Raw genomic sequence first — 16679 nt, 5'->3', positions numbered from 1 at the left:
AACAGATCTGTTGTTTTTAATTAGCGATATCGTAAAGATAATTATTCTCATTATGATATCGGGCGTTCCGAATAAATGCAATGTTTTTTACGCACTTACCCAACCACATAGCCGTATATCACTATGCATATCGATAAAAAACCAATAAAGAGCCTCCTAATCAAATAACTCTATTCATTCTATCTCTCGCCATATGTAATAGGCAGCGGCGTGACCGCCGGATCGAGCAGCAATGTGGATAAACGCATCAAATCGAAACGCCTCCATGTTCACGGAATAAGGTCTCGGGGAATGGCTCCCTCTGAGTCACCTCCTAGCTTAGGGCAGTTGGCAGTTTGAGCAAAAACAAGTGATTAGACGTGAGCCGCCTCGCCGACCTGCTGTATCAGAAAGGTCAGCAGCGCGCGCGTTTTGGCCGGCAGATAGCGGCGACCGGGGTAAACGGCATACAGCTGCAGCGGCGCCGGCGGCAGTGCCAGCGGCACCTCAACCAAACGGCCATCGGCCAGAAACGGCCGGCAGCCGAGCTCGGAGAGCATGGCGAACCCCACGCCGGCCAAGGCCGCCTTCAGCGCCATCTCCCCGCTATTGACGCGATAGCGCGCATTGACCGGGACGGTAACGAAGGTTCCGTCCGGGCGGACGAACTGCCACGGCATGCCCTTCAGCGCATCCACCGTGCTGATGCAGGGCAATTGCGTGAATTGTTCAATCTCCGACGACGGCGACCACTGCGCCAGCAACGCCGGAGCGGCCACCACGATGCAGGGGAAAGACGCCAGCGGCTGCGCGACATAGTCGCTGTCGTCCAGCATGCCCCGGCTGATCATCACCGCCAGATCGACATCGTCAAGCAGCGACGTCATACCCGCCAGGTTGGTCACGCAGCTGATTTCGATCTGCGGATGCTGCAGGGCGAACGCCGCCAGCGGCTCGCCCAACAGGTATGGCCCCACTTCATTGGGCACGCACAGGCGCAGCGGCCCACGCAGCTGTTGCTGCCGTTCGCTGAGGGTTTGCGCGGTGTGTTCCAGCGACGCCAGCAGCGGCTGGGTGCGTTCATGCAACAGCTGGCCGTTCGGCGTCAGCCGCATCGAGCGAGTGCTGCGTTCGAGCAATCGCTGCTCGAGCTGGCGCTCCAGCTGAGAGATATAGCGGCTGACGTTGGAGGTCGGCATCGCCAGCGCCCGCGCCGCCCCGACGAAGCTGCCTTGCTCCACCACCGCCACGAAGATGCGTAACAGGTTTAAATCCAATTTATCGCGCATGATTATCCCTGATTTGATAACAAACCATGCCATTTCTACCATCTAATCCCGATCAACGCCAAGCGCTACACTGCCGGCCTGACTCTGCAACCGATAGATGCTTATGACACCCACGAGAAAGCTGACGGCGATAGCGCTGGTCATCGCCTTTATTCAGTTCACCAACGCACTGGAATACATGGTATTCAACCCGATATTCCTCTACATGGCCGCCGACTTTTCCGTGCCCGTCAGCTACGCCGGCTATGTCAGCGCGGCCTATACGCTGGCGGCGGTGATTTCCGGCATCGGCGCATTTTTCTGGATCGGCGGCGTTGAGAAGCAGCGCTTTCTGATGCTCAATGTCACGCTACTGGCCGTGACCACCTTATTGATCGCCACAACCCAGCAGTTTTACTGGCTGTTAGCGCTGCGGCTGCTGGCCGGGCTGTTGGGCGGCACCACGATGGGCGTCGGGATCGGCTTGCTGCTCAACGCCGCGCCGGCCGCGCTGCACGGCAGAATGCTGGCGACGGTGATCGCGTCTTTTTCGCTGGTGAGCATTGTCGGCATGCCGGGCATGCTGTACCTGTGCGAAGTGGCAAGCTGGCACGTTGCGCTGGCGGCTATCGGCGGGCTGTGTCTGCTGGCGGCGGTGTTGGTGGCGCTGTTCGTTCCCAGGGATGCGCCGCAGCCACAGGCTGCCGCGCCCGTCACGCTCGATCGCCGGTTGTTGCTGTTCGCCGCCGCCGCCGGCCTGACGCAGTTCAGCCCAATGCTGCTGATCCCGGTGCTGGCGCCGCTGCTCACCCAGCGGTTACAGGTGGCAGACGCGCATTTGTCCTGGCTATTTCTCATCGGCGGCGTGGCCGGTTATCTGGCGACCGTGCTGGCAGGCCGCTGGCTGCAACGCTTTGGTGCCGTGACGCTGACGGTGGGCGCCACGCTGTTGCTGCTGGGCAGCCTGTGGCTGGCGGCGCGCGGTGGCGATCGCGGTGAACTGTTCATGGTCGCGTTTCTCGCGGCGGCCTATGCGCGGCTGGTGGCGATCTCTTCCCTGAGCATGCGCTGGCCGGACAATCGGCAACGCGCCGCCTTCGGCGTACTGCAAACCGCCCTGATACACCTGAGCGCCACGGTGGCCTTCTTGCTCTCCTCCACGCTGCTGAGCGGCGGCCTCACCCCGCTCAGTTTGCAACGTCTGTTATGGCTGGGCGCGCTGAGTGCCGTCGCCGTCGCACCGCTCAGCGTTTGGCTGCAGGCGCGGCTGCGTCAGCGCGACGCCTCATAAACCACCTTACCATTCACATAGGTGCGATAAATATTGCGATCGTCCCCCAAGGTCATCAGCACGAACCCTTGTTCCGCCGTCGTGGCACTGTTGGCGTAGCGCAACTGCTGCAGCGGCGTGACCGCCGGATCGAGCACCACGAAATCCGCCTCTTTGCCGACGTTGAAGTTGCCGATTTTGTCGTCCAGCGACAGCGCGCGGGCACCGCCCAGGGTGGCATGATAGAACGCTTCTACGGCGGCGAGCCGGTAATGCTGCAGTTGGCCGACCTTGTACGCCTCACCCAGCGTGCGTAGCATATTGAAGGTGGTGCCGGCCCCCACATCGGTGCCGATACCGAGCTTCACCCGCTTGCGCCAGGCCTGCTGCAGGTCAAACAGCCCGCTGCCGAGAAACAGGTTGGAGGTGGGGCAAAAGGCGATTGCCGAGCGGGTCTCGCACAGGCAGTCCCACTCCTGCTCCTCCAGGTGCAGGCAGTGGGCGAACACGCTTTTGCTGCCGGTCATGCCGTAGCGGTGGTAAACGTCCAGATAGCTTTGGCTCTGCGGGAACAGCGCTTTTACCCAGGCCACTTCCTGCGGATTCTCGCTCAGGTGCGTCTGCAGCCAAACGTCAGGGAATTCTTCGCGCAGCCGCTGCACCTGCGCCAGCAACGCCGGCGTACTGGTGGGGGCAAAGCGCGGCGTAATGGCGTAACCGAGGCGGCCTTTGCCGTGCCAGCGTTCGATCAGTTCACGCGTTTGGCGGTAACTCTGCTCCGGCGTTTCCAGCAGCGCCTCCGGCGCATGGCGATCCATCATCACCTTACCGGCGATCAGGCGCATGTTCAGCGCTGCCGCCTGGCTGAACAGCGTATCGACCGACTGCGGATGCACGGTGCCGAACACCAGCGCGGTAGTGGTGCCGTTGCTCAACAACTCCCGCAGAAAGAAGGCCGACATCGCATCGGCGTGCTGCTCGCAGCCGTAACGGCTTTCGGTCGGGAAGGTGTAATTGTTTAACCAGTCCAGCAGTTGATCGCCATAGGCGCCAATCATTTCGGTTTGCGGATAGTGGATATGGGTATCGATAAACCCCGGTACGATCGGTTTGTCGCGATACTCCGTGACCGCGAAGCCCGGTGGCAGCAGCGCCTCGCCCTGCTGCCAGCTGCCGAACCAGACGATGACGCCGTCGTTCAGCAGCAGCAAACCGTCGGGAACATGCCGCAGGCGTTCCTCGAGCTGTTGCGGCGCCTCCACACAGGCGGCGATATCAAAAAAATTGCCACGAATAGCCGTGGTGAATTGTAGTGCCATTATTTTCTTCCTTGTGACGGCCGGCCAAGCTCACCCGCGTAATAACTTGCGATGATGAAACAAGGCCTTTTTTACCCAAACATAAAGACCGAATTAAGCATAGCAAGCCGTGTGCCAATAGGCGGTCATAAAATATATTTTTATTTAAAAACAGAGTGATACTAATTCAACCAAAGAAAACCAACCGATGAAAAAGAATAAAACGCGCGGCGGTCTTCAACGGCAGACGAATAGCAACCGTTTGCTTGCCGAAATAACACCGCGCCGCTGCACCTTTATTGGGCAAGCGGATAATTTCGCGGCCGTGACGTTTATTCCAACACGATGCAAAGCGGTCTGGCCCATTCCGCAGGCCACCCGACAAACTTGAAACGATAACCATTCTCAATTATCATCCGCGCATCTTTTTGACCAGCAATGCGAAAACCATGTCCGCCACCGCTTCCGCCCCGCACACCGCGCTGTCGCGCCTTTACGCCACCCATCATGCCTGGTTGCAGGGATGGTTGCGCAGGCGGCTGGGCTGCGCGTTCGACGCGGACGATGTGGCGCAGGACACCTTCATGCGCCTGCTGAAAAGCGACGCCGCGGCGACCCTGCGCGAGCCGAAAGATTTTCTGGTCACCGTCGCCAAGCGGGTGATGGTCGATCTGTTCCGCCGCAGAACGCTGGAACGCGCCTATCTGGAGATGCTGGTGCTGATCCCGGAAGGCTACGCCCCGTCGCCGGAGCAGCGCCAGAGCCTGCTGGAAAGCCTGCAGCAGATCGACGCCATGCTCGATGGCCTGGGGCCGAAGGTAAAACAGGCCTTTCTGTTGTCGCAGCTCGAAGGTCTGGGCTATGCGGACATCGCCGCGCGCCTCGGCGTGTCGGTCAGTTCGGTTAAAAAATACATGGCCAAAGCCACCGAGCATTGCCTGCTGTTCAGCCTCGAAAACGACATTTATTCATGAGCAACGCCATCACCCCCGAGCAGCGCCAGGCGCTGAAAATGGCCGCACACTGGTATGCCCTGCTGTGCGATGAGCACGTCACCGAACGCCAGCGCCAACAATGGCAAGCCTGGCACCAGCAGCATGACGATCACCGCTGGGCCTGGCAGCGCGTCGAAGCGCTGCAGAGTCAGTTGCAGGGCGTGCCGGGCAAGTTCAGCTACCGTGCGCTCGATCGCGCCGACCGCCAGTCGGCGATCGATCGCCGCACCCTGCTGAAGAGTCTGCTGTTGCTGCTCGGCGTGGGCGGCGGCGGATTCTTCTACCAGTCGCCGCTCGGCCGGGAGCTGCGCGCCGACTACCGCACCGCCACCGGCGAAATCAAACCCATTGTGTTAAGCGACGGCACCCAACTGGTGTTGAACACCGCCAGCGCGGTAGACGTGCATTACGACGATCGCCAACGGTTGATCCGCTTGCACGCCGGAGAAATCAGCCTGGTGACCGGACGCGATCCCCGGCCGCTGTGGGTACAAAGCCCGCAGGGGGCGATGCGCGCGCTCGGCACCCGTTTTTTGGTGCGCGAGAGCGACGGCGAAACTCGCCTGGCGGTGCTGGAACACGCGGTCGAGGCGCAGCTGGCGCAAGACGCGCAACAAAAGCGCCGGGTGAACGCCGGAGAACAGATCAGCTTCAGCACCACGGCCTTCAGCGACAAACAACCGGCCACGACGGAGGACGGCTGGCTGCGCGGCGTGCTGAGCGTCAGCCAGTGGCGGCTGGACCGGGTGATCGCCGAACTGGCGCGCTACCGGCGCGGCCACCTGAGCTGCGATCCGGCCGTCGCCGGCCTGCGCGTCAGCGGCAGTTTCCCGCTCAACGATACCGATCGCGCCCTCGCCCTGCTCAGCCAGACCCTGCCGGTGCGCCTGCAGAGCTTTACCCGCTATTGGCTGCAAATCGTCCCCGCCTGAATCTTTTTAAATAAAAATGATAAAAAATCGCATTCTTGATTGTCCCTTTTGCTTCGCTCATCCGACTCCCAGGAAAACACTGCAGCAATAAATAAAAAATGATTCAGGAGAAGGTATGAACAACGCTTGGGGAAAGGTCGCTCCGGCTTCGCTTTGGGGAAAACGGGCCACGCCGCTGGCCGTGGCCATTGGCCTGGTCTTCGCTGCACCGCAGATGGCGAGCGCCGCCAGCGCCGCTGCCGCCTATCACATTCCGGCCGGTGAGCTGGACGGCGCGCTGAACGCTTTCGCCGCGCGCGCCGGCATCGCGCTCTCGGTGGACGGCGCACTGACCGCCGGTAAACGTTCGCCGGGCCTGAGCGGCAGCTACGGCGTCGATGACGGCCTGAACGCCCTGCTGGCGGGCAGCGGCCTGCAGGCTAAAGCGCTCGGCAACAACGGCTACACGCTGGCCAAACTGCCGCAGCCGCAGAAAGAAGAGGACATCACCGTGGTCGGCGACTGGTTGGCGGAAGGCCGCCAGATCGACGTGTTCGAACATCCCGGTGCACGCGACGTAGTGCGCCGCGAAGACTTCGTCAAAACCGGCACCACCACCGTGCGCGAAGCGTTGAACCGCGTGCCGGGCGTAGTGGCGCCGGAGAACAACGGCACCGGCAGCCATGACATGGCGCTGAACTTCGGCATTCGCGGCCTCAATCCGCGCCTCGCCAGCCGCTCCACCGTGCTGATGGACGGCATCCCAGTGCCCTTCGCCCCTTACGGCCAGCCGCAGCTGTCGCTGGCGCCGGTCTCGCTCGGCAATATGGATGCGATTGACGTGGTGCGCGGCGGCGGCGCGGTGCGCTACGGGCCGCAGAGCGTCGGCGGCGTGGTTAACTTCGTCACCCGCGCCATCCCGAAAACCTTCGGCATGGAGGCCGGCATGCAGGGGCAGCTCAGCCCGACCTCGCGCCAGGATCACCCGAAAGGCACCGGCAACCTGATGATCGGCGGCACCGCCGACAACGGCTTCGGCGCGGCGCTGCTCTACTCCGGCACCCGCGGCAGCGACTGGCGCGAGCACAGCGCGACCAAGATTGACGACGTGATGCTGAAAAGCCGCTACGCCCCGAACGAGGTGCACACCTTCAACAGCCTGCTGCAATACTACGAAGGCGAAGCGGACATGCCGGGCGGCCTGAGCCGGGCGGACTACAACGCCAACCCATTCCAGTCGACGCGCCCGTACGACAAGTTCTGGGGCCGCCGCCAGTTGGCCAACTTCGGCTATCAGTATCAGCCGGATCAACAGCATAAGTTCGACGTGCAGAGCTTCTACACCTACACCCTGCGCAGCGGCTATCTGGATCAGGGTAAAAACCTGACGCTGTCGCCGCGCGAATACTGGGTGCGCGGCGTGGAACCGCGCTACAGCCAGAGCTTCCGCTGGGGCGATTCGGCGCATGAGGTCGGCGTCGGCTACCGCTACGTCAGCGAATCCACCCACGAGCTACGCTACACCAGCAAGGCCAGCACCGGCAGGCTGCCGTCCACCGCCAGCCCGTACGATCGCGACACCCAGTCCGGCACCGAGGCGCACGCCTTCTATATCGACGATCGCATCGACATCGGCGACTGGACTATCACGCCGGGCATGCGCTACGAGTACATCAAGTCGTATCAGAACAACTACATCAAGAACAACCGCCTCGACGTTAGCTATAACGCACCGCTGCCGGCGTTGAACGTGATGTATCACCTGAACGAATACTGGAACCTGTACGCCAACACCGAAGGCTCCTTCGGCACCGTGCAATACAGCCAGATGGGCAAAGCGGTCGACAGCGGCAAGATTGAACCGGAGAAGGCGCGCACCTGGGAGCTGGGCACCCGCTACGCCGGCGATGCGCTGACCGGCGAGATCGGGCTGTTCCTGATCAACTTCAACAACCAGTACGACTCCAACCAGGTGACCGACAGCGTGACCGCGCGCGGCAAAACCCGCCACGCCGGGCTGGAAGGCAGCCTGCGTTACGATCTGTCGCAGCTGACGCCGAAACTGGACGACCTGACCGCCTACGCCAGCTACGCCTACGTCAACGCCACCATCCGCGAAGACGGCGGCTACAAGGGCAACCAGGTGCCGTTCTCGCCGAAGCATAAAGGCACGCTGGGGCTGGACTACACGCCGGGCAACTGGGCGTTTAATCTTAACGGCGAGTTCCAGTCCAGCCAGTTCGCCGACAACGCCAACACCGTGGCGGAAAGCGCCGACGGCAGCACCGGCCGCATTCCCGGCTATATGCTGTGGGGCGTGCGCGCCGCCTATGATTTCGGCCCGGAAATGGCCGGTCTGAATCTGGGCGTCGGGGTGAAAAACCTGTTCAACCACGAGTATTTCACCCGCGCCTATGACGACAACAACAAAGGTCTGTACATCGGCCAGCCGCGCACGATCTATCTGCAAGGTTCGGTGAAGTTCTGATCTTCAGCGGCGGGCGCGGTTAACCGTGCCCGCCGCCTTTCCCATCAACGTGACGATGTCACATAAAACCACTCCTCCGCGCCGCCGCAACGGCGAAAAATAAGTCGCTTCTGACGCTAATACGCGTAGTATCGACGATCCGCCCCGATTTATGGGCGCGGATTTTTTGCCGTTCTGGCCTGAAAAGCGAGGGAATAAGATGAATCATAATGACCTTTCTCAGTGCCGCGTGGACACCGACCGTTTGTTGATTGCCCCCTTTACCGCAGCAGACGCCGACGATGTTTACCAGGCGATCACCCCCACTCTGACGCGCTTTATGACCTTTGAGCCGGAAGCGTCACCGGAAGATTTCGCCAACGTCTGGCAAGGCTGGCTGCCGCTGATGCGCGAAGGCGAAGAAGTGATCTTCGTCGCCCGCCGGCGCGAAGACCGAGAGTTCGTCGGCGTCGGCGGCGCACACAACCTGCGCAGCCACACCCCGGAGCTGGGCATCTGGGTCAAAGAGAGCCTGCATAGCCAGGGTTACGGCCGCGAAATCGTTGAGAGCATCGCGCGCTGGGTCAGCGAACGCTTTCAGCCGCAGCACCTTATCTACCCGGTGGCCGAACAGAATACCGCCAGCCGCCGCCTCGTCGAGTCGCTGGGCGGCGTGCTGGCCGGCCGTTGCGAACGCGTCAAGTATGACGCCGTAGTGTACCACTTACCGCCTCAGCGCTAATCTGCATCGGGCCGCCGGCCCGGTGTGACCTTTTTTGCTTTCCGCCGTGATAACCGCTGCCACTGCCTGCGGGTTTGTGCTAATGATAGAGGCATGTAGGGTAAAAACAGTTGAGGAACAGCAACATGATTATTTTTGTTACCGGCGCCACCTCCGGTTTCGGCGAAGCCATTGCGCGCCGTTTTATCCGTGAAGGCCACCAGGTGATCGCCGCCGGCCGCCGCCTTGAGCGTCTCGAAGAGCTGCAGGACGAATTAGGGCAAGCGCTGCACATCGTGCGGCTCGACGTGCGCAACCGCGCCGCCATTCAACAGGCGATCGAGGCACTGCCGGCCGAGCTGCGTCAGATCGACGTGCTGGTGAACAACGCCGGGCTGGCGCTGGGGCTGGAGCCGGCGCACAAGGCCAACGCCGATGACTGGGAAACCATGATTGACACCAACGCCAAAGGGCTGGTGAACATGACGCGCGCGCTGCTGCCGGCCATGGTCGAACGCAACGTCGGCCACGTGATCAACATCGGCTCCACCGCCGCCAACTGGCCTTACGCCGGTGGCAACGTGTACGGCGCCACCAAGGCGTTCGTCAAACAGTTCAGCCTGGGCCTGCGTGCCGATCTGCACGGCACGCGCATCCGCGTGACCGATATCGAGCCGGGCCTGGTGGGCGGCACCGAGTTTTCCAACGTGCGCTTCAAGGGCGATGACGGCAAGGTCAATAAAACCTACGAAGGCGCCGATGCGCTGACGCCGGAAGACATCGCCGAGTCGGTGTTCTGGGTCGCCACGTTGCCGGCGCGCGTCAACATCAACACGCTGGAAATGATGCCGGTCAGCCAGTCCTTCGCCGGGCTGAACATCCACCGCGGCGCCTGATCCCTGGCGGCGGGAGGCGACTCCCGCCCTGTTTCCTCAGGCCGCGCGCCAGCCGGAAACGATGATCAGCATGCCCACCAGCGCCACCCCGGCGCCCACCCAGTCCAGCGCAGACAGCTTCACCCCATCCACCACCCGCAGCCACAGCAGCGCCGTCGCCACATACACGCCGCCATAGGCCGCGTAGACTCGCCCGCTGGCCGCCGGATGCAGTGTCAACAGCCAGACAAACAGCATCAGGCTTAATGCCGCCGGCAGCAGCAGCCAGGCGCTGCCCTGCTTCTTGAGCCACAGGTAAGGCAGGAAACAGCCGATAATTTCGGCGAGCGCAGTGGCGAAAAACAACAGCGTGGTTTTTAACATCGGTCGCAGTTTTCTCTCGATAAAGTAAACGAATCGGCGCTTGGCTGGTGAATTCCAGGAACGCAGTGGTATATTTGTCACCACGCCTGCGGGCGAGGTAACGCCAGTGCCGCCATCATCAGGCGCACTCACTCATAAGGATGAAACGATGAAAACATTTTCGACCCAACGACTGCTGCGCGGGATGCTGCCGGTCGCCATGCTGGCCGTTATGGGCGCCTGGCAGGCGCCGGCGCTGGCCGCCACCTGCACTCAGGGCAGCACCTGCGTCACCGTCGATGGCAAAGGCAGCGGCGCGATGAGCACCGAAGAAGCGCGCCAGAGCAAAGAGCAGTGGAATGATACCAAAACCCTGCGCCACAAGGTTAACACTCGCGTCGAGAAAGAGTTCGACAAGGCCGATCGCGCCGCGGATGACGAAGACCGTTGCAACGACAGCAACAACGTCAACGCCTACTGGGAACCGGACACCCGTAAATGCCTGGATCGCCAGACCGGCCGTCGGATTAATCCTTAATCCGCCTGCGGCGGGCGGGCAAGCGTGAAACCCGGTCGCCGTTGCTGCTATCCTGTTACAGGAAGTCCATTGTCTAAAAGGATGACGTGATGAAAAAAACGCTGATATTAACCGCTGTGTTGCTGGCCGGCGCCCCGCTGGCGGCACTGGCCTCCTGCGAAAGCGTGAAAGCGGACATTTCGCAAAAAATCGTCAATAACGGCGTACCGGAGTCCGGCTTCAAACTGGAGATCGTGCCCAACGATCAGGCCGATCAAGCGGGTGGCCAGGTGGTCGGCCACTGCGAAAACGACACCCAGAAGATCGTCTATACCCGCCTGAACAACGGCGACGATCGCGGTGACGCGGCGCAGACCGGCACCAGCCAGGATACCTCCAACACGCAGTAAGCCACACCGGCTATCCCGGGCGCTCTGCAGCAGCGCCCTTTCCTTATCCCTTACGCCTGCTCCGCCTCTTCTTCTTCGCCCTGCGGCCGACAACGCGCCGGGATCAGCATCGCCGCCGCCAGCGCCAGCAACGACACCAGCGCCGACACCAGAAATACCCAATGCAGTGAAGCCGCCACCTGCTGGGTCAGCTGCGCCAACGCCTCGCTCCCCATGCTCTGGCGCACCGCCGGTTCCATCAGACGCTGCACCGGATCGTCAATCTCCGGCAAACGCCACTGCAAGTTGAGATTCAGCGTCGCGCCCAGAATAGCGGTGCCGATGGCCGAGCCCACCATGCGGGTAAACACGGTACAGGCGGTGGCGATGCCGCGAATGCTGTAATGCGCCGCGTTCTGCACCGAAACCAGAAACGTGGTGTTGCACAACCCCATACCGGCGCCGACCATAAACGCCGCCACCCGGCCCCACAGCAGGCCGCCCGCCGGCTGCAACAGCAGCAATATCAGGCCGCCCGCCACCAACAGCAGCGCCCCCAGCAGCGCCGTGGCGCGATACGAGGTCATCAGCATCAAACGGCCGCTCAGCGTGCTGGCCAGCGGCCAACCGATCGACATCAGGGCCAGCGTGGTGCCCGCCTCCAGCGGCGAGCCGCCCATCACGCCCTGAATGAAGGTGGGCAGGAAAGCGCTGATGCCCATCATCGCCGCACCGATCACCAGCCCGCCGATGTTGCCGGCGACGATCACCCGGCTTTGCCACAGCGCCAGCGGGAACAACGGTTCGACCGCACGCCGCTCCTGGCGGACAAGCAGCGCCAGCGACGCCGCCGCCAGCGCAAACAGCGGCGCCACCCACCATCCCAGACTTTCCATCTGCAACAGCGCCAGCAGCAGCGCCGAAACGAACAGCGTCAGCCAGGCGGTGCCCGCCAGATCCAGCGCGTGCCGCCGCAGCTGCTGATGCGCCGGCAGATAGCGCCAGAGGAAGAACATCGCCAGCAGGCCGATCGGCAGGTTAACCCAGAACACCAGCGCCCACGGCAGATGCTGGACGATAAACGCCCCCAACAGCGGGCCGATGATCGCCGACACGCCCCATACGCTCGACAGGTAGCCCATCACCTTCGGCCGCTCGGTGGCGCTGTAGATGTCGCCGATGATGGTGGACGCGATCGGCATGATGGCGCCGGCGCCCAACCCCTGCAGCAGACGAAAGCCGATCAGCCAATACATGTCGGGGGCGAAGCCGCACAGCACCGATCCCAGCAGGAACAGCGTGGCGCCGAAGAAGAACACCCGCTTGCGGCCGTAGAGATCCGCCAGCCGCCCGTAGATGGGGATGGTGATCGCCTGCGCCAGCAAATAGACCGCGAATACCCACCCCAGCAGCGAGAAGCCGCCGAGATCGCCGATAATGGTGGGCATGGCGGTGGCGACGATGGTGGCTTCGATCGCCGACATGAACATCGCCAGCATACAGGCGATCAGAATCAGCGGCCGGTGGGCGATGGGTGCGGGTGAAACGTTATTTGTCATGGCGTTATGCAGCTTTCCTGGCGTTTTTATTTTCTCTGAGTATATCAGCAAGCGCCTGCGCCGAGTCTATCCCCCCTCACATCCTGTCTTTGCCGGCGGCGAATCGCACCATTTGCGACTCATTGTTACGGCGTAACGTTATGCGGCGGATTTTTTTCACTTTCCATGCATCCCAGCGCTGACGCGGGCTGAGGCGCAGATCGGCGTAAACTCAATCACCTGATTTTGTTCATAAAACTTGGCACGACCAACGACAGGGTGCTATACCTTCCCTAGCCGACGCCTTTGGGCTTCGTGCTTTCTTGGGTTTAAATATCAGTATTTTATGCTGATTAACTCACGTATTGAGCCTACGTTCAGCACGCTGTGCCGAACGCACCCTTCGCTCAATGTCGCTAACCTCATGCGAAACGCCCGTTTTGTACCGCCACGCCCGCCGGGCCGTGGGTAACAATCAGAGCGGAATGCGCCGTCTCGTCGGCCGCTCCGCGCAACGGAGGACGCAACATCATGCACAAGTCAGCGCCATACCGGCGCCTGCTCCTCGGGAGCCTGCTGTTTATCGCCGTCATCGCGCTGCTGGTTTACGGCATCGGTTGGGACACCCTCAAGTCGCGCCGGGAAGATTTGATCTATCTCGGCCAGCAACACATGTTCCTGGTGGCCTGCTCCATGCTGCTGTCGCTGCTGGTCGGCATTCCCAGCGGCATCCTGCTGAGCCGCCCCTTTGCCCGCCGCTGGGCGGAACACGTGATGCAGATCTTCAACGTCGGCAACACCCTGCCGCCGCTGGCGGTGCTGGCGCTGGCGATGGTAATCATCGGCATCGGCGATCGGCCGGCGGTGGTGGCACTGTTCCTCGCCTCGCTGCTGCCCATCGTGCGCAATACCTATGCCGGCCTGCGTTCGGTGCCACCGGCGCTGGTCGAGGCCGCCAACGGTATTGGCATGACCGCCGGGCAGCGACTGCGGCAGGTTGAACTCCCTAACGCGCTACCGGTGATCTTCGCCGGGGTGCGCATCGCAATGGCGATTAACGTCGGCACCGCGCCGCTGGCGTTTTTAATCGGTGCCAGCAGCTACGGCGAGCTGATCTTCCCCGGCATCTACCTGAACGACTTCCCGACGCTGATCCTCGGCGCCGCCGCCACCGCGCTGATCGCCCTGCTGCTCGATCTGGCGCTGGCCGGTCTCGGTCGCCGGCTCAGCCCGCACACCGCATCCTGATGGGAGAAACGCGATGACTCGATGGTTACAACCACTCCGCCACGCGCTGCTGTTCTCCTTGCTGATGACCGGCGCGGCCGCCTGGGCCGCCCCGCTGACGCTGGCGAGCAAGAACTTTACCGAACAGCGCATTCTGTCTGCGATTACCGTGCAATACCTGCGGGCCAAAGGTTTTCAGGTCGAACCCAAGACCAATCTGGCCACGGTGATCACCCGCAACGCGATGATCAACAAACAGATCGACATGACCTGGGAATACACCGGCACCTCGCTGATCATTTTTAACCACATCAATAAGCGCATGTCGCCGCAGGAAACCTACGACACGGTGAAAAAGCTCGACGCCAAACTCGGGCTGGTTTGGCTGCAGCCGGCGGACATGAACAACACCTACGCCTTCGCCATGCAGCGACAGCGCGCGGAAAAAGAGCAGATCCGCACGATGTCGCAGCTGGTGGCCAAAGTGGAGCAGGTGCGTAAAACCGACCCTAAACACAACTGGCTGCTGGGGCTGGATCTGGAGTTCGCCGGCCGCTCGGACGGCCTGAAGCCGATGCAGGCGCTGTACGACATGCCGCTCGATCGCCCGCAAATCCGCCAGATGGACCCCGGCCTGGTCTACAACGCCATTCGCGACGGCTTCGTCGACGCCGGGCTGGTGTACACCACCGACGGTCGGGTGAAAGGGTTCGATCTGCAGGTGCTGGAAGACGACAAAGGCTATTTCCCGAGTTATGCGGTCACGCCGGTGGTGCGCGCCGACGTGTTGCAAAACACGCCGGGGCTGGAAGCGGCGCTGAACACGCTGTCGAAACAGTTCAATAACCAGGTCATCACCGAGCTTAACGCCAAGGTAGATATCGACTACCAGACGCCGCAACAGGTCGCCGACGCGTTCCTCAAGCAGCGCGGCCTGATTTAGGAGACATGATGAATACCTTACTTTACGCCTGGCAAAACTGGGCCTATATCGCCGGATTGACGCTGGAACACCTGCTGCTGGTCGGCGTCGCCGTCGGCCTGGCGATCCTGATCGGCGTGCCGCTCGGCGTGCTGATTGTCCGCCACAAATGGTTGGCGACGCCGGTGCTGAGCCTGGCCACGCTGGTGCTGACCGTGCCCTCCATCGCCCTGTTCGGGCTGATGATCCCGCTGTTTTCCTTAATCGGCCACGGCATTGGCTACGTACCGGCGATCACCGCGGTGTTCCTCTACTCGCTGCTGCCGATCGTGCGCAATACCCACACCGCGCTCGACAACCTGCCCGGCGGGCTGCGCGAAGCCGGCCGCGGCATCGGCATGACGTTCTGGCAACGCCTGCGCTGGGTAGAGATCCCGGTGGCACTGCCGGTGATTTTCGGCGGCATTCGCACCGCCGTGGTGATGAATATCGGCGTGATGGCGATAGCCGCAGTGATCGGCGCCGGCGGCCTTGGCCTGCTGCTGCTCAACGGCATCAGCAGCAGCGACATCCGCCAGTTGATTACCGGCGCCGTGATGATCAGCCTGCTGGCGATCGTTCTCGATTGGTTATTGCACCGCTTGCAAATTGCGCTAACGCCCAAGGGGATCCGCTCATGATTAAATTGGAAAATCTGACCAAACAGTTCATGCAGAAGAACGGCACACCGTTCAACGCCGTCGACAACATCAATCTGGACGTGCCGGAAGGTGAAATCTGCGTGCTGCTCGGCCCTTCCGGCTGCGGCAAAACCACCACGCTGAAGATGATCAACCGCCTGATCGAACCCACCGGCGGCACCATTCTGATCAACGGCGAGGACACCAGCGCGCTGGATACCGTCAGCCTGCGCCGCAAAATCGGCTACGTCATCCAGCAGATCGGTCTGTTCCCCAACATGACCATCGAGGAGAACATCACCGTAGTGCCGCGCATGCTGGGTTGGGACAAAAAACGCTGCCACGATCGCGCCGAGGAGCTGATGAGCATGGTGGCGCTGGATCCCAAGCGCTTTTTGCACCGCTACCCGAAAGAGATGTCCGGCGGGCAGCAACAGCGCATCGGCGTGATCCGCGCGCTGGCCGCCGATCCGCCGGTGCTGCTGATGGATGAGCCCTTCGGCGCGGTAGACCCGATCAACCGCGAAACCATCCAGAACGAGTTTCTCGACATGCAGCGCCAGCTGAAAAAGACCGTGATGCTGGTCAGCCACGACATCGACGAAGCGCTGAAGCTCGGCGATCGCATCGCGGTGTTCCGCCAGGGCAAAATCGTGCAGAACGCCAGCGCCGATGAGCTGCTGGCGCGCCCGGCGAACGACTTCGTCGCGTCCTTTGTCGGCCAGGATCGCACGCTGAAGCGCCTGCTGTTGGTGCAGGCCGGCGACGTGGCCGATCAACAGGAAACGGTGACGGTGCGCCGGGAGACGCCGCTAGTGGAGGCGTTCAGGCTGATGGACGATATCGACGCCCGCTCGGTGACGGTGGTGGATGCCGACGGCAAACCGTTGGGATACGTCAAACGCCGTGAGGCGCGCGGCGCGCCCGGGGTCTGCGCCGACAGCCTGCACCGTTTCCGCGTCACCGCCCGTGCGGAGGAGAACCTGCGCGTGGTGCTGTCGAAACTGTACGAGCACAACACCTCCTGGATGCCGATCGTCGATGAAGACGGCCGCTACAGCGGCGAAATCTCGCAGGATTATATCGCCGACTACCTCAGCTCCGGCCGCACGCGCCGGGTGTTGACGCCGCAATAACCCCCGCCGGGGCGCTCGCCGCCCCGCCTATGCCGCAGTTTGCTAAAGATTCACTGGTCATCGGCCGGAGCGCCAAGCACAATGCGCTGATGACCCTTTGATTTTTCTCACGACGCCGCCCAC

At 62.0% G+C, this 16679-nt stretch carries 17 protein-coding genes; 13 read left to right on the top strand and 4 right to left on the bottom strand.

What is annotated here, in order from left to right; translation table 11 throughout:
- Positions 1-353: 353 nt before the first annotated feature.
- Positions 354-1268 carry a LysR family transcriptional regulator gene (locus tag GUC32_RS11360; protein WP_049295526.1) on the bottom strand — a complete coding sequence of 305 codons (915 nt, stop codon included), beginning with the start codon at positions 1266-1268 and terminating at the stop codon, positions 354-356.
- 103 nt (positions 1269-1371) lie between these two features.
- On the opposite strand from GUC32_RS11360, the gene GUC32_RS11355 reads away from it, so the two are divergent.
- Positions 1372-2538 (top strand): MFS transporter, encoded by a 1167-nt coding sequence (locus GUC32_RS11355; protein WP_369435730.1) that lies wholly within the window; start codon positions 1372-1374, stop codon positions 2536-2538.
- On the opposite strand, the gene guaD is transcribed toward GUC32_RS11355, so the two are convergent.
- Positions 2520-3836, bottom strand: a complete 1317-nt coding sequence (gene guaD, locus GUC32_RS11350) for a guanine deaminase (RefSeq protein ID WP_369435729.1) — start codon at positions 3834-3836, stop codon at positions 2520-2522. The genes GUC32_RS11355 and guaD overlap by 19 nt on opposite strands.
- 187 nt (positions 3837-4023) lie before the next feature.
- On the opposite strand from guaD, the gene GUC32_RS11345 reads away from it, so the two are divergent.
- The 6 genes from GUC32_RS11345 to ydfG all read left to right on the top strand — a co-directional run bounded on the left by GUC32_RS11345 (position 4024) and on the right by ydfG (position 9805).
- Positions 4024-4206, top strand: coding sequence for a hypothetical protein (locus tag GUC32_RS11345; protein ID WP_127146125.1), 183 nt, complete (start codon positions 4024-4026; stop codon positions 4204-4206).
- 58 nt (positions 4207-4264) lie between these two features.
- A complete protein-coding gene (fecI, locus tag GUC32_RS11340; protein WP_043143252.1) occupies positions 4265-4789 on the top strand; it encodes a ferric citrate uptake sigma factor FecI in 525 nt (174 codons plus the stop codon).
- Complete coding sequence (fecR, locus tag GUC32_RS11335; protein WP_060447217.1) at positions 4786-5742, top strand: ferric citrate uptake sigma factor regulator FecR; 957 nt, start codon at positions 4786-4788, stop codon at positions 5740-5742. Before fecI ends, fecR begins: the two co-directional genes overlap by 4 nt.
- A gap of 214 nt (positions 5743-5956) precedes the next feature.
- The gene (gene fecA / locus GUC32_RS11330; protein WP_225735585.1) at positions 5957-8209 is read left to right on the top strand and encodes a TonB-dependent Fe(3+) dicitrate receptor FecA; all 2253 of its coding nucleotides are present in this window, start codon (positions 5957-5959) and stop codon (positions 8207-8209) included.
- 199 nt (positions 8210-8408) lie between these two features.
- On the top strand, positions 8409-8930 hold the full coding sequence (locus GUC32_RS11325) for a GNAT family N-acetyltransferase (RefSeq protein ID WP_043143257.1): 522 nt from the start codon (positions 8409-8411) through the stop codon (positions 8928-8930).
- A 125-nt stretch (positions 8931-9055) separates the two neighbouring features.
- Positions 9056-9805: a bifunctional NADP-dependent 3-hydroxy acid dehydrogenase/3-hydroxypropionate dehydrogenase YdfG gene (gene ydfG, locus GUC32_RS11320; protein ID WP_025302722.1), complete on the top strand. Its 750-nt coding sequence runs from the start codon at positions 9056-9058 to the stop codon at positions 9803-9805.
- Positions 9806-9841: 36 nt separating this feature from the next.
- On the opposite strand, the gene GUC32_RS11315 is transcribed toward ydfG, so the two are convergent.
- Positions 9842-10168: a YnfA family protein gene (locus GUC32_RS11315; RefSeq protein WP_025302721.1), complete on the bottom strand. Its 327-nt coding sequence runs from the start codon at positions 10166-10168 to the stop codon at positions 9842-9844.
- Between the two features lie 148 nt (positions 10169-10316).
- Between GUC32_RS11315 and GUC32_RS11310 the strand changes: the two genes are divergently transcribed.
- Together GUC32_RS11310 and GUC32_RS11305 are read left to right on the top strand one after the other, a co-directional pair.
- Positions 10317-10685 carry a DUF1283 family protein gene (locus GUC32_RS11310; protein ID WP_019455910.1) on the top strand — a complete coding sequence of 123 codons (369 nt, stop codon included), beginning with the start codon at positions 10317-10319 and terminating at the stop codon, positions 10683-10685.
- An 89-nt stretch (positions 10686-10774) separates the two neighbouring features.
- Positions 10775-11074, top strand: coding sequence for a DUF1161 domain-containing protein (locus GUC32_RS11305; protein WP_019455911.1), 300 nt, complete (start codon positions 10775-10777; stop codon positions 11072-11074).
- Positions 11075-11124: 50 nt separating this feature from the next.
- Here the strand turns inward: GUC32_RS11305 and GUC32_RS11300 are convergent, their stop codons facing one another.
- Positions 11125-12612 carry an MDR family MFS transporter gene (locus tag GUC32_RS11300; protein WP_049203477.1) on the bottom strand — a complete coding sequence of 496 codons (1488 nt, stop codon included), beginning with the start codon at positions 12610-12612 and terminating at the stop codon, positions 11125-11127.
- A gap of 510 nt (positions 12613-13122) precedes the next feature.
- On the opposite strand from GUC32_RS11300, the gene GUC32_RS11295 reads away from it, so the two are divergent.
- The 4 genes from GUC32_RS11295 (at position 13123) to osmV (ending at position 16556) form a co-directional block, all read left to right on the top strand.
- Positions 13123-13839: an ABC transporter permease gene (locus GUC32_RS11295; protein WP_043143261.1), complete on the top strand. Its 717-nt coding sequence runs from the start codon at positions 13123-13125 to the stop codon at positions 13837-13839.
- 64 nt (positions 13840-13903) lie between these two features.
- Positions 13904-14761: a glycine betaine ABC transporter substrate-binding protein gene (locus GUC32_RS11290; protein ID WP_173888958.1), complete on the top strand. Its 858-nt coding sequence runs from the start codon at positions 13904-13906 to the stop codon at positions 14759-14761.
- Positions 14762-14769: 8 nt separating this feature from the next.
- On the top strand, positions 14770-15420 hold the full coding sequence (osmW, locus tag GUC32_RS11285) for an osmoprotectant ABC transporter permease OsmW (protein ID WP_015377782.1): 651 nt from the start codon (positions 14770-14772) through the stop codon (positions 15418-15420).
- Positions 15417-16556, top strand: coding sequence for an osmoprotectant ABC transporter ATP-binding protein OsmV (gene osmV, locus GUC32_RS11280; RefSeq protein ID WP_049203479.1), 1140 nt, complete (start codon positions 15417-15419; stop codon positions 16554-16556). The genes osmW and osmV overlap by 4 nt, the downstream gene beginning before the upstream one ends.
- Positions 16557-16679 lie beyond the last annotated feature (123 nt).

The sequence above is a fragment of the Serratia sp. NGAS9 genome (assembly GCF_009905295.1).
Lineage (GTDB): Bacteria > Pseudomonadota > Gammaproteobacteria > Enterobacterales > Enterobacteriaceae > Serratia > Serratia bockelmannii.
Note: the sequence above shows the minus strand (reverse complement) of the source record. Positions and strands in the feature narration are given on the sequence as shown.